25 protein-coding genes and 1 tRNA gene are annotated in these 26482 nt (G+C 68.2%); 15 read left to right on the forward strand and 11 right to left on the reverse strand.

Annotated elements, in window-relative coordinates; genetic code table 11:
• Positions 1 to 19 precede the first annotated feature (19 nt).
• The 4 genes from era (at position 20) to ACJH71_RS14005 (ending at position 4000) form a co-directional block, all read left to right on the forward strand.
• Entirely contained in the window at positions 20 to 916 is an 897-nt protein-coding gene (gene era / locus ACJH71_RS13990; RefSeq protein WP_406758603.1) for a GTPase Era, read from the forward strand.
• A gap of 85 nt (positions 917 to 1001) precedes the next feature.
• Positions 1002 to 1676 (forward strand): DUF5642 family protein, encoded by a 675-nt coding sequence (locus ACJH71_RS13995; protein WP_406758604.1) that lies wholly within the window; start codon positions 1002 to 1004, stop codon positions 1674 to 1676.
• Between the two features lie 3 nt (positions 1677 to 1679).
• On the forward strand, positions 1680 to 2546 hold the full coding sequence (locus tag ACJH71_RS14000) for an SDR family oxidoreductase (RefSeq protein WP_406758605.1): 867 nt from the start codon (positions 1680 to 1682) through the stop codon (positions 2544 to 2546).
• Positions 2543 to 4000, forward strand: coding sequence for a flavin-containing monooxygenase (locus ACJH71_RS14005; protein ID WP_406758606.1), 1458 nt, complete (start codon positions 2543 to 2545; stop codon positions 3998 to 4000). The genes ACJH71_RS14000 and ACJH71_RS14005 overlap by 4 nt, the downstream gene beginning before the upstream one ends.
• Positions 4001 to 4027: 27 nt before the next feature.
• On the opposite strand, the gene ACJH71_RS14010 is transcribed toward ACJH71_RS14005, so the two are convergent.
• The 3 genes from ACJH71_RS14010 to ACJH71_RS14020 all read right to left on the reverse strand — a co-directional run bounded on the left by ACJH71_RS14010 (position 4028) and on the right by ACJH71_RS14020 (position 6817).
• Entirely contained in the window at positions 4028 to 4894 is an 867-nt protein-coding gene (locus tag ACJH71_RS14010; protein WP_406758607.1) for a sulfurtransferase, read from the reverse strand.
• Positions 4895 to 4907: 13 nt separating this feature from the next.
• Positions 4908 to 5246 (reverse strand): hemophore-related protein, encoded by a 339-nt coding sequence (locus ACJH71_RS14015; protein WP_406758608.1) that lies wholly within the window; start codon positions 5244 to 5246, stop codon positions 4908 to 4910.
• Between the two features lie 122 nt (positions 5247 to 5368).
• Positions 5369 to 6817, reverse strand: a complete 1449-nt coding sequence (locus tag ACJH71_RS14020) for an amidase (RefSeq protein ID WP_406758609.1) — start codon at positions 6815 to 6817, stop codon at positions 5369 to 5371.
• Positions 6818 to 6891: 74 nt separating this feature from the next.
• On the opposite strand from ACJH71_RS14020, the gene recO reads away from it, so the two are divergent.
• The 5 genes from recO to ACJH71_RS14045 all read left to right on the forward strand — a co-directional run bounded on the left by recO (position 6892) and on the right by ACJH71_RS14045 (position 11046).
• The gene (gene recO, locus ACJH71_RS14025; protein ID WP_406758610.1) at positions 6892 to 7695 is read left to right on the forward strand and encodes a DNA repair protein RecO; all 804 of its coding nucleotides are present in this window, start codon (positions 6892 to 6894) and stop codon (positions 7693 to 7695) included.
• Between the two features lie 112 nt (positions 7696 to 7807).
• A complete protein-coding gene (locus ACJH71_RS14030; protein WP_406758611.1) occupies positions 7808 to 8332 on the forward strand; it encodes a hypothetical protein in 525 nt (174 codons plus the stop codon).
• 134 nt (positions 8333 to 8466) lie between these two features.
• Entirely contained in the window at positions 8467 to 9687 is a 1221-nt protein-coding gene (locus ACJH71_RS14035; RefSeq protein WP_406758612.1) for a class I SAM-dependent methyltransferase, read from the forward strand.
• Positions 9688 to 9769: 82 nt separating this feature from the next.
• A complete protein-coding gene (locus tag ACJH71_RS14040) occupies positions 9770 to 10657 on the forward strand; it encodes a decaprenyl diphosphate synthase (protein WP_406758613.1) in 888 nt (295 codons plus the stop codon).
• Positions 10657 to 11046, forward strand: coding sequence for a hypothetical protein (locus tag ACJH71_RS14045; RefSeq protein WP_406758614.1), 390 nt, complete (start codon positions 10657 to 10659; stop codon positions 11044 to 11046). The genes ACJH71_RS14040 and ACJH71_RS14045 overlap by 1 nt, the downstream gene beginning before the upstream one ends.
• A gap of 12 nt (positions 11047 to 11058) precedes the next feature.
• On the opposite strand, the gene ACJH71_RS14050 is transcribed toward ACJH71_RS14045, so the two are convergent.
• Entirely contained in the window at positions 11059 to 11451 is a 393-nt protein-coding gene (locus ACJH71_RS14050; protein WP_406758615.1) for a Fur family transcriptional regulator, read from the reverse strand.
• On the reverse strand, positions 11448 to 11804 hold the full coding sequence (locus ACJH71_RS14055) for an ArsR/SmtB family transcription factor (RefSeq protein ID WP_406758616.1): 357 nt from the start codon (positions 11802 to 11804) through the stop codon (positions 11448 to 11450). Before ACJH71_RS14055 ends, ACJH71_RS14050 begins: the two co-directional genes overlap by 4 nt.
• A gap of 150 nt (positions 11805 to 11954) precedes the next feature.
• On the opposite strand from ACJH71_RS14055, the gene ACJH71_RS14060 reads away from it, so the two are divergent.
• Positions 11955 to 13349 (forward strand): glycine--tRNA ligase, encoded by a 1395-nt coding sequence (locus tag ACJH71_RS14060; protein ID WP_406758617.1) that lies wholly within the window; start codon positions 11955 to 11957, stop codon positions 13347 to 13349.
• A gap of 325 nt (positions 13350 to 13674) precedes the next feature.
• Positions 13675 to 15198 (forward strand): PGRS repeat-containing protein, encoded by a 1524-nt coding sequence (locus tag ACJH71_RS14065; RefSeq protein ID WP_406758618.1) that lies wholly within the window; start codon positions 13675 to 13677, stop codon positions 15196 to 15198.
• Between the two features lie 98 nt (positions 15199 to 15296).
• Here ACJH71_RS14065 and ACJH71_RS14070 read toward each other — a convergent pair whose 3' ends face one another.
• Together ACJH71_RS14070 and ACJH71_RS14075 are read right to left on the reverse strand one after the other, a co-directional pair.
• Positions 15297 to 16046, reverse strand: a complete 750-nt coding sequence (locus ACJH71_RS14070) for a hypothetical protein (RefSeq protein WP_406758619.1) — start codon at positions 16044 to 16046, stop codon at positions 15297 to 15299.
• 15 nt (positions 16047 to 16061) lie between these two features.
• Positions 16062 to 18056: a TPM domain-containing protein gene (locus tag ACJH71_RS14075; protein WP_406758620.1), complete on the reverse strand. Its 1995-nt coding sequence runs from the start codon at positions 18054 to 18056 to the stop codon at positions 16062 to 16064.
• Between the two features lie 136 nt (positions 18057 to 18192).
• Between ACJH71_RS14075 and ACJH71_RS14080 the strand changes: the two genes are divergently transcribed.
• Positions 18193 to 19446: a deoxyguanosinetriphosphate triphosphohydrolase gene (locus ACJH71_RS14080; protein ID WP_406758621.1), complete on the forward strand. Its 1254-nt coding sequence runs from the start codon at positions 18193 to 18195 to the stop codon at positions 19444 to 19446.
• Between the two features lie 61 nt (positions 19447 to 19507).
• On the opposite strand, the gene ACJH71_RS14085 is transcribed toward ACJH71_RS14080, so the two are convergent.
• On the reverse strand, positions 19508 to 20275 hold the full coding sequence (locus ACJH71_RS14085) for a sensor domain-containing protein (RefSeq protein ID WP_406758622.1): 768 nt from the start codon (positions 20273 to 20275) through the stop codon (positions 19508 to 19510).
• Positions 20276 to 20368: 93 nt separating this feature from the next.
• Between ACJH71_RS14085 and dnaG the strand changes: the two genes are divergently transcribed.
• Positions 20369 to 22297 carry a DNA primase gene (gene dnaG, locus ACJH71_RS14090; protein ID WP_406758623.1) on the forward strand — a complete coding sequence of 643 codons (1929 nt, stop codon included), beginning with the start codon at positions 20369 to 20371 and terminating at the stop codon, positions 22295 to 22297.
• A gap of 30 nt (positions 22298 to 22327) precedes the next feature.
• On the opposite strand, the gene ACJH71_RS14095 is transcribed toward dnaG, so the two are convergent.
• A complete protein-coding gene (locus tag ACJH71_RS14095) occupies positions 22328 to 22582 on the reverse strand; it encodes a hypothetical protein (protein ID WP_067971485.1) in 255 nt (84 codons plus the stop codon).
• Between the two features lie 134 nt (positions 22583 to 22716).
• On the opposite strand from ACJH71_RS14095, the gene ACJH71_RS14100 reads away from it, so the two are divergent.
• A tRNA-Asn gene (locus ACJH71_RS14100) sits at positions 22717 to 22792 on the forward strand.
• Positions 22793 to 22807: 15 nt separating this feature from the next.
• Here the strand turns inward: ACJH71_RS14100 and ACJH71_RS14105 are convergent.
• Both ACJH71_RS14105 and ACJH71_RS14110 read right to left on the reverse strand, forming a co-directional pair.
• Entirely contained in the window at positions 22808 to 23203 is a 396-nt protein-coding gene (locus ACJH71_RS14105) for a hypothetical protein (RefSeq protein ID WP_406758624.1), read from the reverse strand.
• 50 nt (positions 23204 to 23253) lie between these two features.
• Complete coding sequence (locus ACJH71_RS14110; RefSeq protein ID WP_406758625.1) at positions 23254 to 25200, reverse strand: acyl-CoA dehydrogenase; 1947 nt, start codon at positions 25198 to 25200, stop codon at positions 23254 to 23256.
• A gap of 54 nt (positions 25201 to 25254) precedes the next feature.
• Here ACJH71_RS14110 and ACJH71_RS14115 point away from each other — a divergent pair, with 54 nt between their 5' ends.
• Positions 25255 to 26409 (forward strand): esterase-like activity of phytase family protein, encoded by a 1155-nt coding sequence (locus ACJH71_RS14115; RefSeq protein WP_406758626.1) that lies wholly within the window; start codon positions 25255 to 25257, stop codon positions 26407 to 26409.
• Positions 26410 to 26482 lie beyond the last annotated feature (73 nt).

A 26482-nucleotide genomic window follows, 5' to 3' on the forward strand; every position in this document is an offset into this window, starting at 1 on the left:
GTTCGGCGAAAGGCGGCTCGTGACCGAGTTCCATTCCGGCTTCGTATGTTTTGTCGGCCGGCCAAACACCGGCAAATCGACGCTCACCAACGCCCTGGTGGGTGCGAAGGTGGCGATCACCTCGAACCGCCCGCAGACCACCCGGCACACCATCCGCGGCATTGTGCACCGCGATGACTTCCAGATCATCCTGGTCGACACCCCCGGCCTGCACCGTCCCCGGACGCTGCTGGGCAAGCGGCTGAACGAATTGGTCAAAGACACCTATTCCGAGGTCGACGTCATCGGCTTGTGCATTCCCGCTGACGAGGCCATCGGGCCGGGGGATCGCTGGATCATCGAGCAGATCCGTGTCGTCGCACCCAGAACCAAGCTGGTTGTGGTCGTCACCAAGATCGACAAGACCACCCGCGACAAGGTGGCCGCGCAACTGGTGGCGGTCGGCGAGCTGGCGCCGGAAGCCGAGATCGTGCCGGTATCGGCGATCAGCGGCGAGCAGGTCGACGTGCTGATCAACGTGCTGGCCGCCGCGCTGCCCGTGGGGCCCGCCTTCTACCCGGACGGTGAACTGACCGACGAGCCCGAAGAGACCCTGATGGCCGAGTTCATCCGGGAAGCCGCCCTGGAGGGGGTGCGCGATGAACTGCCGCATTCGCTGGCGGTGGTGATCGAGGAGGTGCGCCCGCGCGACGATCGCGAGGACCTGATCGAGGTATATGCGCTGCTGTACGTGGAGCGCGACAGCCAGAAGGGGATCGTGATCGGTCGCGGCGGCGCCCGGCTGCGCGAGGTGGGTACGGCCGCGCGCACTCAGATCGAGAAGCTGTTGGGTACCAAGGTCTTTCTCGACCTGCGGGTCAAGGTGGCCAAGAACTGGCAGCGCGACCCCAAGCAGCTCGGGCGGCTGGGCTTCTAGAGTGGCGGCGGATCGGCGCGGATCGCGCCCGAACGCCGATGGCCACCGCCCGCGGCCGGGGAATCGGCATTGGTAGATTCCTTGGATGCCCGTACGCAAGTCATTGCTTGTCTCCTCGGTTGGCTTCCTCGTGTGTGCGCAAGCACTGGCCGGCTGTGGGGGATCCCAGAAGCCGGTCGACACCACCAAGCTGTTCAACGTCCAGTCGACGTTCGGCTCGGATTTCAAGACCCAGACCAAGGGTCCCAACGACATCGACCCGAAGATCCTCGGGCCGCAGAAGATGCCGCCCGGCGTCACGTTCGATCCCTCTGACTGCGCCGAGTACGCCGCCAACACCGGCCGGCCGCCGAAGGGCATCCGGGGCAAGATGTCGATGGTCTCGATCCTGGGCAACGGCAACCAGCTGGTGGCGATCGCCATGCAGGCCGACCAGGACCTGCCGTATGACGATGCCGACGCCGAGAAGTGCAAGCACGTCTCGTTCAACGCCGGGAAGCTCACCGGTTACCTCGACGACGTGGACGCCCCGAAGATCGACCACGCCAAGACGGTGGGTTCACACTCGGAGATCGAGATCACGGGCAAGGACGGGCAGCAGCAGTCCCGCGAGTCCTACACCTTCACCGCCTACCTGGGCAGTGCGCTGGTGCAGGTCACGGCCAACCCGCAACCGGTCCGCGGCCAGCCGCCGAGCATGGTCGACGCCGACCGGGCGCGCCAGTTGCTGGTCGACGCGGTCGCGGCGTTGCGCGACTAGCCCATGCCGAAGAAGCAGTCGGTCGGCAACGCCCGAGTGCTGATCACCGGGGGCGCCCGCGGGATCGGGGCGGCCACCGCCAAGCTGCTCGCCGCTCACGGTGCACGAGTGTGGATCGGTGACGTCGACGAAGACGCCTGCCTGCACACCGCCGCCGAACTCGGCGTCTGCGGCGGCCGGCTCGACGTGACCAGCGCGGCGTCCTGGCGGGACATGCTCGCGCGCATCGAGACGGACTCCGATGCCGGCGGCCCGCTGGACATCCTGATCAACAACGCCGGGGTTATGCCGCTTGGAGCGTTCGAAGCCGAGACAGAGCAGGTCAGGGACCTGATTCTGGACGTCAACATCCGAGGCGTGCTCAACGGTATGCAGGCGGTGTTGCCCGGCATGGCCCGACGTGGCCGTGGACATGTCGTCAACGTCGCCTCGATGGCCGGCATGATTCCGGTGCCGGGCATGGTCACCTACAACGCGAGCAAATACGCGGCCCTGGGCGCGTCGCTGTCCGCGCGGCGCGAGTACGCCGGAACCGGTGTCGCGGTGTCGGCGGTGCTGCCCTCGGCGGTGCGGACCGAGCTGACCTCGGGTGCCCCGCTGGGCGGCGGGATGCCCACGGTCGATGCGGATGATGTGGCTGCGGCGATCTGGGCGGTGCTGCGAACACGTGCCGCTCGCCGGTCGGTGCCCCGTTGGGTGGCTCCGGCGTGGTCGATGACGGCGTTTGTGCCCGAGTGGCTGCAGAGTCTGGCCCGGCGGCTGATCGACGACCGGCGGGCCTTGACGTCCATCGACACCGCTGCGCGCAGTGCCTACATCGAGCGGGTGGACCGACAGGCCCGCACACATCATGACGAGACGGCGTCGTGACCGGGCGTGAGCCCCGCGTCATCATCATCGGGGCGGGCGTCGCGGGTATCACCACCGCCCACGTCCTGCGTGAGCAGGGTTTCACCGATATCACCGTGCTGGAGAAGGGCTCCGACGTCGGCGGGGTCTGGTACTGGAACCACTATCCGGGTCTGCGGTGCGACGTACCCTCGCAGATCTATCAATTCGGGTTCGCGCCCAAACCCGACTGGCAGCATGCCTGGGCCACCGGCACGGCTATTCAGCGCTATCACCGAGACGTCGTCGAGCAACTCGGTCTGGCGGAGCTGATCCGGCTCGACACCGAGGTGACCGACGCGCAATGGGACGAGCGTCGGCACTGGGTTGTCACCACTGCTGCCGGTGAAGAGTTGGTCGCCGACTTTCTGATCTGCGCGACCGGCGTCCTGCACCACCCGTTTGTTCCCGACATCCCCGGACTGGCGGACTTCGCCGGCCCGGTGGTGCACACCGCCCGTTGGGACGACGCGCTGGAGACCGATGGAAAGCGGATCGCGGTGATCGGCACGGGTTCCACCGGCGTACAGGTGGTCTCCGCCCTGCAGCCCGATGCCGTATCGATCGATCACTATGTTCGTTCGGCGCAGTGGATTCTGTGGGCGCCCATGTCGCTTCGACAGTTTCCCGGCGTCGCCGCCGTCTTGGCACGGTTCCCGACGTTGCATCGCACGCTCTACCGGCTGATGGCATTCGGCGGTTCGCGAGTCTTGACCGACGTCACCACCCGTCCGACCTGGCGGCGCCGGGCGGTGCAGGCCTACGCCCGGGCCTGCCTGCGAATCCAGGTGCGTGATGAAGCGCTACGAGCCAAGCTCCGGCCTGACTATGAGCCGCTGTGCAAACGTCAGGTGGTGTCGGGAAGCTACTACCGGGCCATCCGCGCCGACAACGCGGAGTTGGTCACCGACGGCATCGCCGAGGTCACCCCGAACGGCATCCGCACCGCCGAGGGCGCCCACCGGGACACCGACGTCATCGTGCTGGCCACCGGCTTCCACGCCCACAACTACATGCGCCCCATGCGGTTGCACGGCCGGGACGGCGTCAGCATCGATGACGCTTGGGCGAAGGGGCCGCGGGCCTACCAGATGACCGCGATTCCCGGCTTCCCGAATCTGTTCACGGTGTTGGGTCCCAATTCGCCCACCGGGTCGATCTCACTGCAATACACCTCGGAGTTGACCGCGCGCTACATCGGGCAGTGGCTGGCGAAGTTCCGGGCCGGCGAGCTGACCACGATCGAGGTCACCGATCAGGCCACGACCCGGTTCAACGACGACGTCGCGATCGCGATGGGTCCGACAGTGTGGAACACCGGCTGCAATTCGTGGTACCTCACCGAGGGCGGCACCGTCGATCTGTGGCCGTTCGACCGCGCCACGATGAAGGCGATGTTGGGCAGCCCCGATCCGGCGGACTTCCACCTCAGCTGACCCAGCCGCCTCGGCTGATGCGGCCCCTCAGCCCTCGCCGCGTGCCACCGGACGGGACGGATCCGCACTCCACTGCGACCACGACCCCGGGAACATGGCCGCCGAGCGGCCTCCGGCGGCCAGTGCCGCGACGATCACCGTGGCGCTGATCCCCGAGCCGCAGTAGGCGCCCACCGTGTCGTCGTCGCCGACGCCGTGGTCGGCCAGCAGCCCGGCGATCGTATCGCTGGGCAGGAACGTTCCGTCGGCGGCCAGCAGTGCGGTGAACGGCAGGTTCTTCGCGCCCGGGATGTGACCGGCGGCCGCATCGATCGGCTCCACCTCTGCGCGGAACCGCTCGGGGGCGCGGGCGTCGAGCAGTGCCAGCGAGCCGGACTGAGCGCCGTCGCCGGCCTGGTCGGCGGTCAGCGTGGGCCGCAGGCCCTCATAGAGGTCCTCGGGCAGCAGAGTGACGTTGCCCGGCTCGGGGCAGACCTCGCCGGTCTGCAGCTCACCGCCGGCGGCGGTCCACGCCTGCAGGCCACCGTCGAGGATGCGGACGTCCGCCACGCCGGAGGTGGTCAGCAACCACCACAATCGTCCGGACGCGGCCCGGTTCCAGTCGTCGTAGACCACGACCGGCTGGTTGCGCCGTACCCCCCAGCGGCGGGCGGCGGCCTCCAGATTGCGGCCGGTCGGCAGGGGATGGCGACCCCGACCGGGCACGGTGTGGTCGGACAATTCGTCTTCGAGTGAGACGTACACCGCGCCCGGAAGGTGGCCGTGAAGATATGCCTGATGCCCGTCTGGCGCTTCCAGACTCCAACGGACGTCGAGGAGGGTGACCGGATCACCCGCCCGCAGGAGCTCCGTGAGCTCCGCGGCCGTGATCAGGACCTTACTGCGCGGACCCACCGCGGGGATCCGCTCAGTAGTTGTTGCAGGAGTTGGCGACCGAAGTGATGGTGCCGACGTACTGCTGAGCCTCCGGCATGGCCTGGACCATGCCGGCCAGCTGCTGCCGCTTGGCCGGCGGCGAGTTCAGGAACATCTGCAGCATGCCCGGCCCGTTCGGGCTGGCGTCGAACTCCGCGGCGGCGGAGGGGTTCTCCGCGACCAGCGCCGCATGCACCTGCGAGTAGCTGCAGGTGGTGTTGATGATCGGGCCGAGGTCAGGGCTCGCGGATGCGAACCCAGCTCCGGCGGAGAGCGACAGAGCCAGACTGCCAGCTGCGACAGCGAACCTGGTCAACGACAGAGAGGCCATTTTTCGGACGCCTTTCACCAGTGCACCTTTACGGGGATATGAAGACCTAAGTCAAGACTGGCCAAGCTTAGCCGACCTCCGCGCGACCCGCTGAAGTCGCAGCTAGCGGCGTTCTGGGGCGCTTATGAGCCGTGTCCGGGCTCGGTACGCCACCACGGCGTGGGTTGCCGGGCCGCCCAGCCGTTGATGCCCTCCAGCTCAGCGGCCAGTGACACCAACAGCCCTTCGCTGTTGGCCGGGCCCATCAACTGCACTCCGATCGGCAGCCCCTCGGAGGTGAACCCGGCCGGCACACTGATCGACGGCCAACCCAGCAGGTTCCATGGCCAGGTCACCGGGCAGGCCGCGATCATCGCGCGATCGGTCTCCCAGCTGCCCAGGTCGTCGAAGGTGTGCACCAGCGGTGGCGGCTGGGCGGTGGTGGGCGCCAGAACCACGTCGACGATGCGGAAGATCGAGCCCACCCGGCGCTGATCCTTGGACTCGTGGGCACGGGCTTTGCGCAGCACAGCCTGCGAGAGCAGCCGGCCGGTGCGCATGTTGGCCAAGGTCCGCTGGTCGAGGTTGACGGCGCTGCCGAGGCCGTTGGCGGCGGCCAGCACTCCGGCGGTGGACCGGGACAGGAAATTCCACGACAGTCGCATCCCGTAGTCGGGGTTGCCCGGAACCACGGTGTGCCCGAGCAACCGCAGCTGCTCGGCGGTACGTTCCAGCGCCGCCCTGATCTCCGGATCCAGCCGAGCTGGGAATCCGGTGTAGGGGAACTGGGTCGACAGCGCTATTCGCAGTTGCCCCGGAGCCGTCCGCACATAGTCCGAGACCGTCATCGGCGGTGGCTTGTGCAGGTCTCCGTCGGCATTGCCGGACACCGCGTCCAGCACCAGCGCCGCGTCCTCCACGGTGCGGGCCAGTACGCCGTTGACGGTGAGGCCATTGAATGCCTCCGGCTGCGGCCAGGTGGAGATGCGGCCGCGCTGTGGCTTGATGCCGACCAGGTGCGTCCACGCGGCGGGGATGCGCACGCTGCCGGCTCCGTCGGATCCGATGGCCGCGGCGACCAGGCCCGCGGCCACCGCGGCGGCGCTGCCCCCGGATGACCCGCCGGGGGTGTGCCGGCGGGACCAGGGATTGCGGGTGTGGCCGAATCCCGGGCCGCTGGTGAACGGCCACTGGCCCAACTCGCAGGTGTTGGTCTTGCCGACGATCACCGCGCCCGCCGCCCGCAGTCGGCGCACCACCTCGGCGTCGTGGCCGGCGGGTTCGATATATCCGGAGGCGCCGAACGAGGTGGCCACACCCGCGATATCGGTGTCGTCTTTGATCGCGATCGGGAGGCCCAGCAGCGGGGCCCGGTGGCCTGCGGCCCGACGCCGGTCGGCTTCGGCGGCGCTGAGCAGCGCCGACTCGGTGAATACCACCCGGAAGGCGTTCAGTGTGGACTGGCTGGCGTCGATGGCGTGCAGCGCCCGACGCACCAGGTCGACGGAGGTCGTCTCGCCGCTGGCCAGCTGGTAGAGCTGCTCGGTGAGGGTGGGGAAGCGGGTGCCAGACGCCGCGGGCGGGTGGGTCATCGGTGAAGAGAGTATCGGCGTGCCACGCCGGTGGGTGTTCTCGAAACACCCCCTCGCGATGCGAAACTGGTCCGATGCGGCTGTACCGGGACCGGGCGGTGGTGCTGCGCCAGCACAAGCTCGGCGAAGCCGACCGGATCGTCACTTTGCTCACCCGCGACCACGGGCTGGTCCGCGCGGTGGCCAAGGGGGTGCGCCGTACCCGCAGCAAGTTCGGTGCCCGGCTGGAGCCGTTCGCCCACATCGATGTTCAGCTGCATCCTGGCCGCAACCTCGACATCGTCACCCAGGTGGTGTCGGTGGACGCGTTCGCCACCGACATCGTCAGCGACTACGGCCGCTATACCTGCGCCTGCGTGATCTTGGAGACCGCGGAACGCCTGGCCGGTGCCGAGCGGGCCCCGGCGACGGCGTTGCACCGGCTCACCGTCGGTGCGCTGCGCGCGGTGGCCGATGGCCGACGCCCCCGCGAGCTGGTGCTGGACGCCTATCTGCTGCGTGCCATGTCGGTGGCCGGGTGGGCGCCGGCGCTGACTGAGTGCGCCCGTTGCGCCACCCCAGGCCCGCATCGGGCATTTCACGTCGCGGCCGGTGGCAGCGTCTGCGGGCACTGTCGCCCGGCTGGGGCGACCACCCCGCCGATGGGTGTGCTGGATCTGATGTCGGCGCTGCACGACGGCGACTGGGAGGCCGCTGAGATTTCCACGGCGGCGCATCGCAGCCATGCCAGTGGCTTGGTGGCCGCGCATCTGCAGTGGCACCTGGAGCGGCGGCTGCGGACGTTGCCGTTGGTGGAGCGGGTCCAGCAGCGGCCGGCCGGGCGCGACGTCGAGGCCGAGGCTGAAGTTCAGCCTCAGGCCACCGGCAGCGACGGCTGATCCCCCCGGGTACCGACCTGGGGATTGCGTCCGTTTCGGTGGACTTTGCCAGTGTCGGCGGTAGGCTGATGCGACTTCACGATCCCTAGGTTCAATCAGGAAGGCAGGCCGAATGTTTCACGACACCGGGTGGGGGCGCTGGGCGCACAGAACGACACCGGGATTCGGAGCCGGTATCGGTGCGGCGGCCGGAGCGCTACTCGTCGTGGGAATGATCCCGGCCGTGGCTTCCTGCGCGCGGGCCGCCGAACCCGGTCCGGCTGCCGGGATTACGGCGCCGCTGCCGATGAACGGCCCCGGAGCTGACGGTGCCGATGGCGCTGATGGTGCTGATGGTGCCCCCGGCGCGGACGGCGCCCCGGGCGCCGGTGGCCTGGGTGGCCAAGGCGGCAAGGGCGGCCAGGGCGGTAAAGGTGGCCAGGGCGGTAAGGGCGGTGCCGGCGGTAAGGGCGGCGCCGGCGGCCAGGGTGGCCATGGCGGCCACGGCGGTGCCGGCGGCGCTGGTGGCGCCGGCGGCGCGGCGGGCCCCGGTGGCCAGCCCGGCGAGGGTGGTGCCGGCGGTCTGGGCGGTGCGCCCGGCCCGGGCGGAAAGCCGGGCCAGCCCGGTCAGCCCGGTCAGCCCGGGAGTGCCGGCTGAATCAGCCGCAACCGATCGTTTCGGTGCACTGGGCGCTCCACTCGGAGTCGCCTCCCAGCGCGCCGGCATAAACAGCCCCCGCTAAAGTCTGATCCGATCCGGCGGGGGGCAACTTGACAAGGAGCCACAAAGAAGTGACCGAGAATCCACGCGCAGACGTCGTCTCCCGGCAGTACGAGCGGTGGACCTACCCGCCGCCCATCCACGACCTGCAGGCATGGTCGGCCGGGAACTGGGAGTGGTTCGACCCGAGCCACGCACACCGGGTGCTGTGGCCGGATCGTGAGTACCGCCCCGACCTCGACATTCTGATCGCGGGCTGCGGCACCAACCAGGCGGCGGTCTTCGCCTACAACAACCCGCAGGCCAAAGTGGTGGCCGTCGACATCAGCGCGTCGTCGCTGGGCCACCAGCAGTACCTCAAGGACAAGCACGGCCTGTGGAACTTGGAGCTGCACCAGCTGCCGATCGAAGAGCTGTCCACGCTCGGCCGGGACTTCGACCTGGCGATCTCGACGGGCGTGCTGCACCACATGGCAGACCCCAAGGTCGGCATGAAGGCGATCGCGGACCAGCTGCGGCCCGACGGCGTCGCCGGCATCATGCTCTACGCGCGCTATGGCCGGATCGGTATCGAAATCCTGGAGTCGGTCTTCCAGGACCTGGGGCTGGAGCAGAGCGACGACTCGATCCAGACGGTTCGCCAGGCCATCCGACTGCTGTCGCAGGACCACCCGGTCCAGCCGTACCTGCGGATCGCCGGTGACCTGGCCTCGGACTCGGGTCTGGTGGATACGTTCTTGCACGGTCGGGCGAAGAGCTACGACGTCGACGGCTGCATCGATCTGGCCAATTCGGCCGGGCTGGACTTCCAGGGCTGGCTGCTCAAGGCGCCGTACTACGCCCACGATGTGGCGGTGGCGTCCGGCGGCTTCTACGACAAGGTGAACGCGCTGCCGGAGGAGAAGATCTGGTCGGTGATGGAGCGCATCCACACCCTCAATGCGCGGCACTTCTTCATCGCCACTCGGCCCGAGCGGCCCAAGAGCAGCTACACGATCGATTTCTCCTCGCCGGAGAGCCTCGACTACGTGCCGCTGTTCCGCTGGAAGTGTGGCCTGAACGGCAACGAGATCTTCCGTTCGGGCTGGCGTATGCCGCTGAACCCGGCCCAGCTGCCGTTCGTCCAGAGCATCGACGGGCGTCGTAGCATTCGTCAGATCGCTGCGGACCTGGCGCAGGCCGCCGGCCCGGCCCGCGGGAGCGCCGCGGACCTGGAGAAGTTCGGTCGCAAGCTGTTCCAGTCGCTGTGGCGTCTGGACTTCGTCGCGATCGATCTGAGTGCCGGTTCCTGATCGCAGGTACAGCCGGTAAGCCGCCGCGGCGACCACATGGTCGCCGCGGGCGGCGCCGGTCCGGTCGGGCAGGATAGGGCGCATGGTGTTGAATCGGGTCAATCGGAAGGTTGCCTTCCCACAATTGCCCGCGGCACCCGAGGACTATCCGGTGTTCCCGGACAAGTCCACCTGGCCGGTGATCTTCCCGCAGCTGCCGTCGCCGCCGGGCGGGGGGCCGTGCCGGCCCCCACAGCACACCTCCAAGGCCGTCGCCCCGCAGATTCCCGCAGACGCGCTACCCAACCACGTTGCCGTCGTCATGGACGGCAATGGCCGCTGGGCGACCCAGCGCGGGTTGGGTCGCACCGAGGGGCACAAGATGGGCGAGGCGGTGTTGATCGACATCACCTGCGGCGCCATCGAACTCGGTATCAAGTGGCTGACGGTGTACGCGTTCTCGACCGAGAACTGGAAGCGCTCCGCCGAAGAGGTCCGCTTCCTGATGGGCTTCAACCGCGAGGTGGTCCGTCGACGTCGGGAGAACCTCAACGCGATGGGCGTGCGGATGCGCTGGGTGGGTTCGCGGCCGAAGATGTGGCGCAGTGTCATCAAAGAATTCGAGATCGCCGAAGCGATGACCGTCGGCAACGACGTCATCACCATCAATTACTGCGTCAACTACGGTGGGCGCACCGAGATCGCCGAAGCCGCCCAGGCCATCGCGCAGGAGGCGGTGGCGGGCAAGCTCAACCCGAGCCGGATCAACGAGGCCACCATCGCGCGGCATCTGCATCGGCCCGACATGCCCGATGTCGACTTGCTGATCCGTACCTCGGGGGAGCAGCGGTCATCCAACTTCATGCTCTGGCAGGCGGCCTACGCGGAGTACATCTTCCAAGAGAAGCTGTGGCCGGACTACGACCGCCGCGATCTGTGGCAGGCCTGCGAGCAGTACGCCTCGCGGCAGCGCCGGTTCGGAACGGCATGATGGCAGCCCTGGCCGACCGCCTCGCCACGGTGCTCGCCGAGGTGCTGACCGTTGATGCCGAGCCCGACGGCGCGCTGACTGTGCGGCACGATGGCACACTGGCGTCGTTGCGGGTGGTGCCGATCGCCGAGGACCTCGAGCTGGTGTCGCTCACTCAGATCCTCGGGTGGGATCTGCCGCTGACCAAGGCGCTGCGCAAGCGCGCCGCCGAACAGGCGAGTCTCAGCCAGCTCGGGACCGTCACGCTGGTCGAGAAGGATGCCGAGTCCGCAGATGTGATGCTGCGCTACAACTTTCCCGGATCGGGCCTGACCGACGACGCGCTGCGCACGCTGGTCCTGCTGGTGCTGACCAAAGGTGTCGACATCCGGGACGTACTCAGCGCCTAAGGCGTGCGGCGATCACTTCCGGCAGTCGGCGCAGGTGCCGAAGATCTCGATGGTGTGGCCGACGTCGGAGTAGTCGTGCTCGGCGGCGATGCGGGCGGCCCACTCCTCGACTTCGCGGTCGCCCACTTCGACGGTCGCCCCGCAGTCCCGACACACCAGGTGGTGGTGGTGGTGCTCCGAGCACCGCCGGTACACCGATTCGCCGGTGTCGGATCGCAGTGTGTCGACCTGTCCGGCCGTTGCCATCGCCTGCAACGTGCGATAGACGGTGGTCAAACCGATGTTCTCGCCGCGTTCGCGCAGGGCGTCGTGCAGCTCTTGCGCCGACCGGAAATCGTCGACGGTCTCCAGCAACGCCGAGATCGCCGCCCGTTGCCGGGTGGAGCGCACGCCGGGGGCGGTCAACGGTCCTCACCGGCATGGGCCACTGCGTCGATGGCGATGTGCGCCAAGTGATGATCGGCCAGCCGGTAGAGCACTTCGCGGCCGGAACGTTCCCCGGCGACCACCCCTGCTGCCTTGAGGATCTTCAGGTGCTGACTGACGAGCGGCTGGGGGACTCCCAGCGCGTCGACGAGTTCGTGCACGCAGCGGTGCGACTCCTGCAGCTGCAACACGATCGCGATGCGCACCGGGGCGGCCAGGGCGCGCAGCAATTCCCCCGCGGCGTCGAGGATCTCCCGCGGCGGTGTCGCGGGGAAGGCAGGACCGCTGTGTTGGTGGCCGTCGGCCACCAGACCCGACACTGAGGAGGGCACAGCATCACCTCCGCACGCATTGGAAATCGTTTTCACTTGGCACCCACTGTTCCATGCGTGATGACGCATGTCAAAGAACCCCGGCGGTATCGATACGATGACTGATGTTTTGCGTGTCGGCGTTGCCGGCGCGGTCCCGTCAAGACAGGAGTGCACCCCCTCGTGGCGTCCATCATCGACACCGTTGCCAACCTGGCCAAGCGACGTGGCCTGGTCTTCCAGTCGGGCGAAATCTACGGCGGCACAAAGTCGGCGTGGGACTACGGCCCACTCGGGGTGGAACTCAAGGAGAACATCAAGCGACAGTGGTGGCGCTCCGTCGTGACGTCCCGCGACGACGTCGTCGGCCTGGACAGCGCGATCATCCTGCCGCGTCAGGTGTGGGTGGCCTCCGGGCACGTCGCGGTGTTCAACGACCCGCTGGTGGAGTGCCTCAACTGCCACAAGCGGCACCGGCAGGATCACATGCAGGAAGCGGTGGCACTGAAAAAGGGTGGCAACCCCGATGACGTGCCGATGAGCGAGATCTCCTGCCCGGACTGCGGTACCAAGGGGGAGTGGACCGAGCCCCGTGACTTCAACATGATGCTCAAGACCTACCTGGGTCCGATCGAGTCCGAAGAGGGCCTGCACTACCTGCGGCCCGAAACTGCGCAGGGCATCTTCGTCAACTTCGCCAACGTGGTGACCACGGCGCGTCGCAAGCCGCCGTTCGGAATCGGCCAGATCGGCAAGAGCTTCCGCAACGAGATCACCCCCGGCAACTTCATCTTCCGGACCCGTGAGTTCGAGCAGATGGAGATGGAGTTCTTCGTCGAGCCGTCCACCGCGCCCGAGTGGCACAAGTACTGGATCGACGCGCGCCTGCAGTGGTACATCGACCTGGGCATCAATCCGGAGAACCTGCGCCTCTACGAACACCCGCTCGAGAAGCTGTCGCACTACTCGGCCGGCACCACCGACATCGAGTACAAGTTCGGTTTCACCGGCAACCCGTGGGGTGAGCTGGAGGGCATCGCCAACCGCACCAACTTCGACTTGACCACGCATTCGGAGCATTCCGGTGTGGACCTGTCGTTCTACGACCAAGCATCCGACACCCGCTACGTGCCCTACGTGATCGAGCCGGCAGCCGGCCTGACCCGCTCGCTGATGGCCTTCCTGGTGGACTCGTACCACGAGGACGAAGCCCCCAACGCCAAGGGCGGGGTGGACAAGCGCACGGTGCTGCGGCTCGACCCGCGGCTTGCACCGGTCAAGGCCGCCGTGCTGCCGCTGTCGCGCAATGCCGACCTGTCGCCGAAGGCCCGGGACCTGGCCGCCGAGTTGCGCCAGTCCTGGAACGTGGAGTTCGACGACGCCGGCGCGGTCGGCCGGCGTTACCGGCGCCAGGACGAGATCGGTACCCCGTTCTGCATCACGGTCGACTTCGACTCGCTCGAAGACCACGCCGTCACGGTGCGTGAGCGCGACACGATGTCTCAGGAGCGGGTGGCCATCGACGCGGTCTCCGACTACCTGGCCGTGCGCCTCAAGGGCTGCTGAGCGCTGCTCGCAGGCTCTGAGCCGTTGCTGGCCGGGGTCTTCCGTGGCGAATCGCCGTGGGTTGACCTCTCGCAACCGCATTCGGTGCGGTCCGCCGCTGGTTTGCCCCCGAGAGTGTTTGGGTTTCGCGCCTCCTGAGAGTCCGACGCTTTAGGTTGATGCGCTGTCGTGTTCGGCATTAACTTATGAAAGTCTGTATCTCGTAATGGCTTTCTGAAAGTCAAGTGCTAGTCCACACCTGGGAGGTAGGTAGATGGCTATCAGTGAACGCAGCGCGGAGCATCAACATTCACTTGGCGCGAGGGCGCGCCGTCGTGTGGTCGGGGTGGGGAGCACGGCGGCCGCATTCTTGGCATTCGGGATGGCTCCATTGGGCGCTGCGGCGGACGCGCATGCCGACGGGTTCGACTGGCTGTTGGACATGTTCGAACCCAGCGATGTCGCGGGCGTGGCGGCGGACACCTCCGGGGTCGACGGCGTTTTCGGCGATTCGCCTTTCTGGGACCAACTGTTGCTGGCCAACCCCGCGCTCGACCCCGCGAGTGTGATCGAGCAGTGGATGTACGCGCCGTGGCACACCGCCATGGAGGCCTGGATCACCAGTGACCTGGGCCAGCAGATCAACGACGCCATCAACGTGGCTTATGTGCAGATGAACGGCGTAGACAGTCTCGATGGTGCGTGCGGCCTGATCTGCAATGGGGTCGACGGCACCGAGACCGACCCCGACGGCGGCGCCGGCGGACTGTGGTTCGGCGACGGCGGCGACGGCTGGGACTCCACTATGCAAGGCGTGGCTGGTGGTGACGGTGGTGCCGCCGGGTTCTTTGGTAACGGCGGCGCGGGCGGTGACGGTTGGGATTCCACCGTGGCCGGCGTGGACGGTGGTATCGGCGGTGCCGGCGGCACCGGCGGCACGGTCATGGGCGACGGCGGGGTCGGAGGTGCCGGCGGCGCCGGGTATCTGGCTACGGCCAACGGCGTCGACGGCACCGCGGTCGGCTCCAACGGTGGCGCCGGTGGTGTCGGCGGCGACGCCATCGCTTCGGTCTTCGGCAACGGCGGTGCGGGTGGTGCCGGTGGTGCCGGCGGCGCGGGGACTGCTAACGGGGCCAGCGGCACTGTCACCGGCGGTAACGGTGGCGTCGGCGGGACTGGCGGTAACTCGGCCGCACCAATCGGCAACGGCGGTGAAGGCGGCGCCGGCGGCGCAGGCGGTGCCGGCGGTGAAGGCACCTCCAACGGCTTCAGCGGTGACTCGACCGGCGGCAACGGCGGTGAGGGTGGTACCGGTGGTGTAGCCGAGAACGGACACGGCGGCACCGGCGGGGTCGGTGGTGCCGGTGGCGAGGCCACATCCAACGGCTCCCAGGGCGTCGCCAACGGCGGTGACGGCGGGACCGGCGGTACCGGCGGGCAGGGCCTTATCGCCGGGACCGGCGGTGACGGTGGTGCCGGTGGCGAAGCCCGGGCCAACGGCGCCGGGGGCACCGCGACCGCCGGTGACGGTGGTACCGGCGGCGTTGGCGCCGAGGGTGCAACAGGTGCAGCAGGTACTGCGGGAGGTAGCGGCGGCAGGGGCGGTGCCGGTGGTATTGGTGGCGACTCCACCACCCACGGTTCGGGTGGCGTCTCGACCGCGGGTGACGGCGGCGACGGCGGTGCCGGTGGCAACGGAGGGACCGGAGGCACCGGCGGCGCGACCGGAGGGGCCGGCGGACAGGGCGGTGCCGCTGGCGCCGGTGGCAAGGCGACGGCGACCGGCAACAGCACGGCGACCGACGGTACGGCCGGTACGGCCGGACCGGACGGCCAGCAGGGTGCGACTGGAGCAGCCGACGCCCCCTGACACCTCGTGGTGTGAAAGTGCCCGCAGGCCTTTGGCGTGCGGGCACTTTCGCTGTGGTGTCTGAGCAGTGCCGAACAGCGCCGGCGTGCTGAGCGCGGTCAGTCGCCGGCGGCTTCGGGGGATATCGACCTGAAGGGCTTGAACCAGTCGGTTCGTGCGCGCCAAGAAAGCTCGGATGCGTAGGCGAATGCCATGGTGCTCACGCCCGCGAAAATCCAGGTGGGCAACGTGACCGCACTGCCGAGCAGCACGCTGGTCAACTGCGCGAGGATCGCCGCGACTTTGAAGACGACCCACACCAGGTAGTACTGCGCGGAAGCCGCCGAGCGCGGATCACCGCGCAGGGCCAGCAGCACCCGCCCGGTGAACCCGAACAGATAGAGCGCCAAGGCGCCGATCAGCGCCCAGTACACCCCGAACCACGGACCTCGGGGTGCGAAGACATCCAGATACCCGGGTTGCCCGCGATCGGCTATGCAGAACACGATGACTATCAGCGGCAGGCCCAGTTTCAGCGGCATCATGATGTGGCGCCGCTTGAGCAGCCTGGCGTGATCGTCGTCGGCCAACCGCGTGGTCAGGTGCTCGAACATCGCCGCCACCGCGCCGAACATGCAGAGCACCGCCAGCAGGCCGGCGACATTCCACAGTCCGAACACCCGGTAGACGAGCGGGTCGAAAAGTGTTGGACCCAACGGGGACATCAGCAGACCCGCGCAGACGATGAGAACCAGGACGCGCGAGGGATTGGCGTCCCAGCGTGAGCCCCAGGTGTGACGGCGCGCCCACAACGCGTATCCGCACGCCGCCAGGGCCGCCACCAAGGCGACATTGATCAGATCCAACATAGGTTCACCAGCAGACTAGAACCGGCCACCGCCGCCGAAGAATCCTCCCCCCGACGAGGAGCCGCCGAACGAGGTCGGACTCCAACCGCCCCCTCCGCCGCCACCGCCGAAGCCGCCGCCACCACCGGAGAGGATGTTGCCGATGATGATGCCGCCCAGCATGGCGCCGGTGTCGTTGCCGCCGCGGGGATCATTGCCGTAACGCCCGTAGTAGGCCCGCTGCGCGTCCTGTACGTCGGCCTTGGCCAGCGACTGCGCCGCGGCGGCCAGGGTGGCCGCGCCGTTGGCCTGGGTGATGGCTCCGGCGACATCGGTGGCGCGTTTGTCGTTGGCGGCGTCGAGGCGGCGCCGTGCCTCGGCCAGCCGGGTGCGCGCCTCCGGGCCCACGCTGCCGCGACGGGTGTCGATGTATTCGGACACCGCGCGAATGCGCGACGACGCCGTGAACAGGGCCTGCTCGAGCGTGCGGGCCAACCGCTCGGCGGCTGCGCGTTCTTCGGCCACGGTGTCCAACAGCTGGTCCAGGTCGGCGTCGGCCTTGATCAGCGCGGTGAAGGCCCCCAGGGGATCTCCGGTGGTGCGGGCGGTGGCGACGGCCTTGACCACGGTGTCGCGGGCGGCGGTCAGCTCGGACTTGTGTGTGCCGACTCCGCGTTGTAGCTGGGCGGCGGCTTGGGCGATGCCGGCCTCGGCGTCGGCGATGCTCGCAGGCAGGGTGGCGACCGCGTGGCGGATGTCGCTGGCGGCGTTGTCCACCGCGTCGAGCAGCGCCCGGCCCTGGCCCAGCCCCGACTCGGCGGCACGCACCGCATCCACCAGGTCGCTCTGTCCGCCGGTCACCGGGTGGTCGGCCAGGCTGCGCGCCCGGGTGATGTTGCGTTCGGCGAAGGCGGCCCGGTCCTGTGCGGTCTTGACGTTGCCGGACACCGAACTGAGCGCGGTGGCGTCGAACTCGGTATGCAATTGGACTAGGCGCTGCTCGGAGGCCGGAATGCGGCCGGTCAGCTCGACCAGTTGCTGGGTCAATGTGTTGAGGCGGTCGGCGGCGCCCAGCACCAGATCCCGCAACTGCTCGAACGCGGCGCGCTGGGTCTCCAGTTCGCGGTCTGCCTTGGAGGCGGTGACGATCACCCCGGTCAGCAGATCGCGCTGTTGGGCCGGCGTCTCGGGGATGTCGTCGTCGAGTTGCTGGCGAACGGTGAAGGCGTGTTCCATGGCCGCCTTGGCCGAGGCGACGGCCTGCGCGAACGGCCGGGTGCGCTCGTCGCCGAATTCCTCGACGGCCAGCTCCAGTTCGTTGGCGCTGGTGCGCACCGCGTTGTCGACCTCGACTACTTTCTCTCGCGACAGGGCGTCCAGGGCGAACACCGGCACGTCGGTGAGCGCGTTGGGATCGGTCGGGTCGACTCGCCGGGCCGCCGCCAATGCCGCGGCGTGGCGCCGGCGCCGCAGGTGACGAACCACCAGCAGCAACACCAGGCCGGCGGCCGCCACCGCGGCCAGGGCGAGCAGGATCGGTGCCCAGCTGACCTCGGTGGGTGCGGCGGCGGCATCGAGTCCGGTGGCGGCAGCTGAGGCTGCGCCGGCCCAGTTGCCCAGGTGCAGGGCCGGTTCGATCTGGTTGCGCCGCAACGCGTCGACCTTGCCCGAGCTGATCTCGGAGATACCGTTGGACACCAGGAAGGCGTAGCTGCGGTCGGCGGTGGCTACCGCGAGCAAGGCGTCGTTGCTGCCCAGATCGCTGAGCCGCGCCGTGCTGCGGCCCCAGTCCTCGGCGGTCTGCCCGGAGAACACGTCGACGTAGACCACCCACAGCCGAATGTGCCGGTCGGCATAAAGCTTGTCGATCGCGTCCTGCACCCCGGCGCGCTCCGATTGCGAGAGCGCCCCGGCGCTGTCGGTGATCAAGGTGGGCAGACGCAGCGCAGGCTGCGCCGCAGCGCTTGGAGCTACCAGCAGCACTGCGATCAGAAACGCTAGGGCGGCGCTGGCCAGGCGGGGGATGCGCATGCCGGTAAATCTATATGCGATCCGGGGGCGATCGACGCCAATTCTGCGACCGGCTCACCCGGTTCCGCCGGGTTGGGTGCCGAACTTCGGCCCGGCGTGTCACGGTCCCGGCCGGGGTCAAAATAGACTGGCGGCGGTGGCCACAAACTCCTGCGACAGCTACGACGCGCACGACCGCGACCGCGTGGTGGCGGAGCCGTCGAAAACCGCCGGCCTGCCCGGAACCGGCGGCCAATATCGCACCGATTTCGCCCGCGACCGGGCCAGGGTGCTGCACAGCGCTGCGCTGCGTCGGCTGGCCGACAAGACTCAGGTCGTCGGCCCCCGCGACGGCGATACCCCGCGTACCCGGCTGACCCACTCGCTGGAGGTGGCGCAGATCGGGCGGGGGATGGCGATCGGACTCGGCTGCGACCCTGATCTGGTGGACCTGGCCGGGTTGGCCCACGACATCGGCCACCCGCCCTACGGTCACAACGGTGAGCAGGCGCTCAACGAAATCGCCTCGAGCTGTGGTGGATTCGAGGGAAATGCGCAGAATTTTCGAATCCTGACCAGTTTGGAGCCCAAGGTCCTGGCGCCTGACGGTGCCAGTGCGGGGCTGAATCTGAGCCGGGCGGCGCTCGACGCGGTCACCAAATATCCGTGGCGCCGTCGCGCGGCGGACGGCTCGGTACGGACCAAGTTCGGCTTCTACGACGACGACCGGGCGGCCGCCGAATGGATGCGTCGCGGGGCTCCGGAGGGGCGGGTCTGCCTGGAGTCGCAGATCATGGATTGGGCCGACGACGTCGCCTACTCGGTGCATGACGTTGAAGACGGCGTCATTTCAGGTCGGATCGATCTGCGGGTACTCGCCGATGCGTCGACCGTGGCCGAGCTGACGCGTCTGGGCGACCCCGACGGGGTGCACGATCTGGCTGGGGCGGCTCGCCGACTCACCGAATTGCCGGTGGTGGCCGCCGTGGGTGATTACGACGCGACCCTGTCGGCGTCGGTGGCACTCAAACGGTTGACCAGTGAGCTCGTCGGGCGCTTCGCCTCCGCGGCGATCACCGCCACCCACGCTGTCGCCGGTCCCGGGCCGCTGACCCGCTACCAGGCAGACCTCGCGGTGCCCGAACTGGTGCGAGCCGAAGTGGCCGTACTGAAAACCCTTGCGGTGCAGTTCATCATTTCGTCGGATCAGCATCGCAGGATTCAGGCCGCTCAGCGCGAGCAGGTGCACGAGGTCGCGCATCGGCTGCTCGCCACGGCACCGGACAGTCTGGACCCGCTCTTCATTCCGGCGTTCACCGCCGCGGCCGACGATGGTGCGCGGCTGCGGGTGATCGTCGACCAGATCGCATCGTGCACCGAGGGGCGGCTGGAACGCCTGGTCGCGGGCTAGTGACACAGCGGCGCCCCGGCTGCACCCGGCTTCGCCGCGCTTGCGAGCACCGCGGGTGAACTCAGCCGAGCTTGGCGACCTTGTCCATCATGGCCCGCACGACATCGGTGCTGCTGGTCTGCGGGTCACCGGAGCCACTGGCGTTCTCGGTTCCGGTGAAGGCGATCAGAACTCCGACGATGCAGTTGTCCTGCAGGCCGATGGCGCGGGTGTCGGGTGCCTTGGGGCTCTTGTCGAGGACGATCGACGCGGCCAGCACATCGTCAGTGACCCGCACGTCGGTGATGTGCATCTCGGTGCCCGGAAGGTGCGGGGATCCGGCGGTGTCCGGGTCGGCCGCGTTGACCGGTTGTCCGTCGCAGTGCTTCCACTGCTCGGTGAACTTGTCGAACAGCTGCCGGGCGTCCGCGGCGGTGGGCAGGGCGACCACGGCCTCCTTGACGAACATCACCCGGGTGTCGAGCGGCTTGAAGCCGTCGCGGGTGGGCGCGGAGTCGATCCACGTCTCACGCGCGTAGCTCTGGACCGGGGCCGACGCGTACACGCTGCGCTGCGCGACGTCCAAGACCCCGACGCAGTCGCCGGGGGTCGCTGAGTCGTCCATGGCCTCCAGGCCGCCGTAGGACGGCGGGCCGGTGACAGTGGTGAAGGGCTGATCCAGCATGGCGGTCAGCTCGGTGCCGTTGAGCAGCACCTGCTTGACGGTCTCGCCGCTCACACCGGCCGCACCACGGGACCGGTCGGGCAGCACCAGCCAGGTCGTCACCGCGGCCGCGGCGAGCACGGCGACGGCGACAAGGGTCACCAACCAGACCCGTTTCGAGTTCATTTACGCCCCTGACGCAGCAGTTGACCCGTCATTAAAGCATGGGCAGTGCCGGCATCAGGGGGCTAGGCGCAGGGCGCGCTCTAGACTGACCCAGTGCCAGGCCGTATCTCCGATCGCGACATCGCCGCCATCCGCGAACGTGTCCGAATCGAGGACGTGGTCGGTGACTATGTGCAGCTCAGGCGCGCCGGCGCGGACTCGCTGAAGGGTCTGTGCCCGTTTCACAATGAGAAGTCGCCGTCCTTCCACGTCCGGCCCAACCACGGCCTCTTCCATTGCTTCGGTTGCGGGGAGGGTGGCGACGTCTACGCCTTCGTGCAGAAGATCGAGCACGCCAGCTTCGTCGAGGCGGTGGAACTGCTGGCTGACCGGGTCGGCCACACCATCACCTACACCGGTGCGTCGGCGACCAACATCCAACGCGAGCGCGGTGGCCGCAGCCGGCTGATCGCCGCCAACACGGCGGCCGCGGAGTTCTACGCCGCGGCACTGAGCACCCCCGAGGCCGCACCGGCGCGAAAGTATCTCACCGAGCGAAACTTCGATGCCGCGGCCGCCGAACGCTTCGGCTGTGGTTTCGCCCCGTCCGGGTGGGACGGCCTGACCAAACACCTGCTGCGCAAGGGCTTCGAGTTCAAGGAACTGGAGGCTGCGGGACTGTCCCGGGAAGGGCGCCGCGGCCCGATGGACCGATTCCACCGCCGGCTGCTGTGGCCGATCCGTTCGTCGGCGGGGGAGGTGATCGGGTTCGGCGCCCGCCGGTTGTTCGATGACGACCCGATGGAGGCCAAGTACGTCAACACCCCGGAGACCACGCTCTACAAGAAGTCCAACGTGCTGTTCGGTCTCGACCTGGCCAAACGCGACATTGCCCGTGGACACCAGGCCATCGTCGTCGAGGGGTACACCGATGTCATGGCGATGCATCTGGCAGGTGTCACCACCGCGGTCGCCTCGTGCGGTACCGCGTTCGGTGATGAGCACCTTGCGATGCTGCGCCGACTGATGATGGACGACAAGTTCTTTCGGGGCGAACTGATCTACGTCTTCGACGGTGACGCGGCGGGCCGCGCCGCCGCGGTCAAGGCGCTCGAAGGTGAGCAACAGCTGGCCGGTCAGTCCTTCGTCGCGGTCGCCGCCGACGGCATGGACCCGTGTGATCTGCGTCTGGCGCACGGCGACGAGGCGCTGCGTGACCTGGTGGCACGCCGTACCCCGCTGTTCGAGTTTGCGGTGCGCACCGCCCTCACCGAAATGGACCTGGACACGGCCGAGGGCCGAGTCTCCGCGCTGCGCCGCTGCGTGCCGATGGTCGCCCAGATCAAGGACCCGACGCTGCGCGACGAGTACGCGCGTCAGCTGGCCGGCTGGGTGGGCTGGGACGACGTCGCACAGGTGATCGGCCGGGTGCGTGCACAGGCCAGGAACGAGGCCAAGGGCGACACCAGGGGCACCGGACCGGCCAGGGAACGACAGGCGGCTCCGTCAGCTGCCAAACCCGCCGAACAACCGGCGGTCGCACGTCCTAACCCGGCCGATCCGACGTTGTGGCCGCAGCGCGAGGCACTCAAGGCGGCACTGCAGTTCCCGGCGTTGGCCGGGCCGGTGTTCGACACCTTGACGGTGGAGAGTTTCACCCACCCCGGTTATGCCGCGGTGCGCGCTGCGATCGATGCAGCCGGGGGGACCGCGGGAGTGGCCGGCGCCGGCGGTGCACAGTGGATCGAAACAGTGCGCGAGCAGACGCCCTCGTCACTGACCACCGCGCTGATCCACGAGCTGAGCGTGGAGGCCGTCTGCGTCGACGAGGACAAGCTGCCGCGCTATATCGGCGGGGTGCTGGCCCGGCTGCAAGAGGTGTGGGTGGGCCGACAGATCGCCGAGGTCAAGTCCAAATTGCAGCGCATGTCGCCGGTGGAGCACAGCGACGAATACCACGCGCTCTTCGGCGACCTGGTCGCCATGGAGGCCTACCGGCGCAGTCTGCTGGAGCAGGCCAGCGGCGACGATCTGACCGCCTGATGGCAGTGCGTGCCCCGGCGCGCTGACGGCTCACCGCTGCGGGTCGTCGTCCGGTTCTTCCGGTCGCACCACCGTGATGCCGTCCTCGAGTTCGGTCAGCGTCACCATCGTCGGATCGGGATGGATCCGGTCGGCGATGCTGCGCCGTCCCTTGTCGATCAGCGCCTTGGCGACCGGACTACTGGTCACCGCGTGATAGGTGCCGACAATCTGCTCGTAGCGGCGGCGGCCGGCTTTGGTGCCCATCACGTAGCCGACCCCCATCACCACGACATACCCGATCAATGCGGCCCCTTAGAACAGTCGATGCAGTGCTTCCATCCTGCCTCACGCGGTGCAACGGGGGCCGGGTGCGACCCCCGTTGCACGGCGGTGATTTGGGTATGCGCTAGAGTCTTGCAAGTCCGCGAGGACAGCAATCCCCTGTAGCTCAATTGGCAGAGCATTCGGCTGTTAACCGGAGGGTTGGTGGTTCGAGTCCACCCGGGGGAGCCACGTTTGAAACCGGCGTTAGTCCAGCCGGGGAATCACTGACGGACCCGCCTGCGAAGGCGGCTGCTGCGGTGCGAACATCCCAGGCACCTGTTGTTGCTGCGCTCCCTGCTGCTTGGCGGCACGGGCCTGGGCGAGCGCGTTGACCAGCGGGTTGTTGGCCATCATTTCGCGGCGTTCTTCTTCGCTGAGCTCGTAGATCGCCCACGCGCCCCAGGCGGCCGGACGCACATACACGGTGACCTGCTGGCGGCCGTTGTTGAAGACGGCCGGAACCGCTACGGCCCGGTCGGTGGCCGCGAAGGTGGCCATCTCCTCGGTGATCCGCTCGAGATCGGCGGTCTCGTGCAGCTCATAGGTAGGCGCTTGCACGCCTTTGGTGGGGGTGGCATTCAGGGCGAGGAACCACGCCATGAGAGGTACTCCTTTGTTCGGTCTGGGGTCCAGACAGCCTATAAAGACGGCTACCCGGTGGACGCACCGGCGGGCGGTAGCGACAAGTGTTCCGGATGCAGCATTTCGGCGTACCGCAGTTGTTCGGGGATGCCGAACCCGTCGATCAGGGTCTGCGCGTGTGGGCGCAACTTTCGGCACCGGTCGTTGATCCCGCGGGTGACCGCCTTGGCCCGATCGGTGGACAGATACCGGTGCTCGATGTACCAGGCCTTGTCGTCCTCGATGACGCTGAGCGCGTACAGGTCGCACACCAGCTCCAGCAGATCGCGGGCCTCGGGATCCTGGCAGGAGTCGATTCCGGCGACGAACGCCTCCAACACGACTCGGTCGATGTGAGCGGTGGCCGCATGCAGCATGTGGTCCTGGACCGCGTTGAAGGCGTCGAAGTCGCTCATGTCCTGGGCCTTGCCTCTGAGCCGCCGTGCCACCGAGGTCAGCAGATACTCCTCGCGATCTTCGAACATGTGCACCTGGGTGCCCCGGTTGAACAGGCTGCCCTCCTCCTCACTGTCCTGCCTGGCGTCCACGATGGTCTGGATGATCGTCTCGGCCGCAGTGCGTTTGAGCACCCGATCCCCGACGGCTTCGGCCGCGAACCGCACCCACCCGACCGGACTCATATCGGCGATGTCATCGGCGTACGTGGTCAGCAGCTGCTTGGCAACCAGTTGCGTCAGCACGTGGTTGTCGCCCTCGAAGGTGGTGAACACGTCGATGTCGGCGCGCAGGGCGATCAGCCGATTCTCGGCCATGTACCCGGCGCCGCCGCACGCCTCTCGCGCCTCCTGGATGGCGCGGGAGGCGTGCCAAGTATTGGCTGCCTTCAGTCCGGCGGCTCGTGCCTCCAGCTCCCGCTGTTCCTCGGCGTCGGGCTCATCCGCGGTCTGCAGATCATGGCAGCGGCCCACCAGCTCGTTCTGGGCGAACTGCAGCGCATAGGAGCGGGCAATCAGCGGGAAAAGCCGGCGTTGGTGCACCAGATAATCCATGATCAGCACCTCGCGTTCGGCCCCGTCGTCGCTCGGTGCGCTGAACTGCCTGCGCTGCAACGCATATCGGGTGGCGATATCCAGTGCGACCCGGGCGGCCGCACCCGCGCTGCCGCCCACCGAGACCCGCCCGCGGATCAGGGTGCCGATCATGGTGAAGAACCGCCGACCGTCGCTCTCGATCGGCGACCGATAGTTGCCGTCGGGATCCACCTCGCCGTAGCGATTCAGCAAGTTCTCCCGTGGGATCCGGACGTGGTCGAAGACAATGCGCCCGTTGTCCACCCCGGGTAGGCCACCCTTGTAGTGGCAGTCCGAGGTGGCGACACCGGGCAGGTCGTTGCCCTGCGCGTCGCGGATCGGTACCAGGAAGCAGTGCACGCCGTGGTTCTCGTTGCCGGTGATGAGCTGGGCGAAAACCGCTGCGACGGCCGCGGTTTCGGCGGCGCCGCCGATGTAGTCCTTGCGTGCCGAGCCGGTGGCGGAGTCAATGACGAATTCCTGGGTGGCGGGGTCGTAGGTGGCGGTGGTCTCCAGCGACTGCACGTCGCTGCCGTGGCCGGTCTCGGTCATCGCGAAGCACCCTAGGAGGTCGAGGTCGATGACCTTCTCGACGTAGGCGCGATGGTGGCGCTCGGTGCCGAGGTTCTCCACGGCCCCGCCGAACAGCCCCCACTGCACTCCGGCCTTGACCATCAGCGACAGGTCCGACATCGCCAGCATCTCGATCATGGTGATTGCCGCGCCGACATCGCCGGTGCCGCCGTGTTCCTTGCGGAAACTGTCGGCCGCCACGCCGGATCCGGCCATGATCTTGAGTTGCTCGGCGACTTTGGCTCGGGCGATCACCGTGTTCGGCGTGTAGTGCGGACGGAATTTCTCATCGCACAGAGTGGCCCGGACCTGGTTTTTCACCGTCCGCCAGCGGCCGTCCAAAGTGTCGCGCAGGGCATCGGAAGTGGTCACCTCACCCACCGTATCCAGGCGGGGCCGCCGATAAACCGGGTTTAGATTACGGATGTGGGTGGGAAGCGCAGTCGGCTGCCGGCGCTATGCGGTGTGCTGCTCGCCGGCGGCGCCGCACTTGCGGGTTGCGCACCGTGCGATACCCCGGCGGCGACCACCGGACTGCAGTACCTCGGCCAAGCTCAACTGGCGTCGAACAGCACGTTTGCCGGCACCGTCGTGGGCGGCCTGTCCGGAATCAGTTACGACCCCGGCCGCGACTGCTACTACGTGATCAGCGACGACCGGTCGGCCAAAGGACCGGCCCGGTTCTACACCGTGCGGCTCTCGGTGTCCGACCGCGGCGTCGATGACGTGGCGATCAGCGCCATGCATCCGCTGCTGGACGAGGGCGGGCGCCCGTTTGGGCCCCAGGCCTTCGATGCAACGCCGCCGGTCATCCCGCCCGACCCCGAAGGCATCGCGTTCGATTCCGGCCGGCAGCGGTTGTATTGGTCGTCGGAGGGGGAGCGGCGAACCGACGGCCCGCGCGGTGCGGTGCTGGCCGACCCGTGGGTGCGGACCGCCGGGCTCGACGGCAGCTACCTCGGTCGGTTTCCCATCCCGCCGCAGCTGGCGATGTCGGCGGAGCCCACCGGGCCGCGCCGCAATACCACCCTCGAAGGCCTGACGGTGACCGCCGACGGGCGGATGCTGTTCGCCGCTATGGAAGGCCCGGGCTATGACGACGGACCGCTGCCGGATCGCGTCCACGGCGCGCTGACCCGCGTCACCGCCTACCGGCTCGATTCCGACGAGGGCCCTGGCGCACCGGTCGCGCAGTACGCCTACCCGCTGGAGCCCGCCACCGGACCGGCCAGAACCAACGGTCTCACCGACCTGGTGGCACTGTCGGACACCGCGTTCCTGGTGATCGAGCGTGCGTTCAGCGATCGTCCGACGGTGCGGCTGTTTCGCGCCGAGATCGCCGGCGCCACCGATGTGCTCGATATGCCGGCGCTCGCCGGCGTGGCCGTGACTCCGATGGCCAAGACATTGTTGGCCGACCTGTCCGACACGCCCGGGCTGGACCCGCTGGACAACATCGAGGGGCTGACGCTGGGGCCGCGTCTGTCCGATGGCAGGCAGACGGTAGTGCTGGTCAGTGACGACAACTTCTCGCCGCGCGAGGTGACCCAGTTCGTCGCGTTCGCCATGCCCGCCGACTAGCTGTACTGCCCAGGCAGGTTGGTTGAGAAAGTGTGACGACACGCTGTAAGAGTCGTTGATGGGTGAAGGTCTC

The organism is Mycobacterium sp. SMC-15 (assembly GCF_045310925.1).
GTDB lineage: Bacteria > Actinomycetota > Actinomycetes > Mycobacteriales > Mycobacteriaceae > Mycobacterium.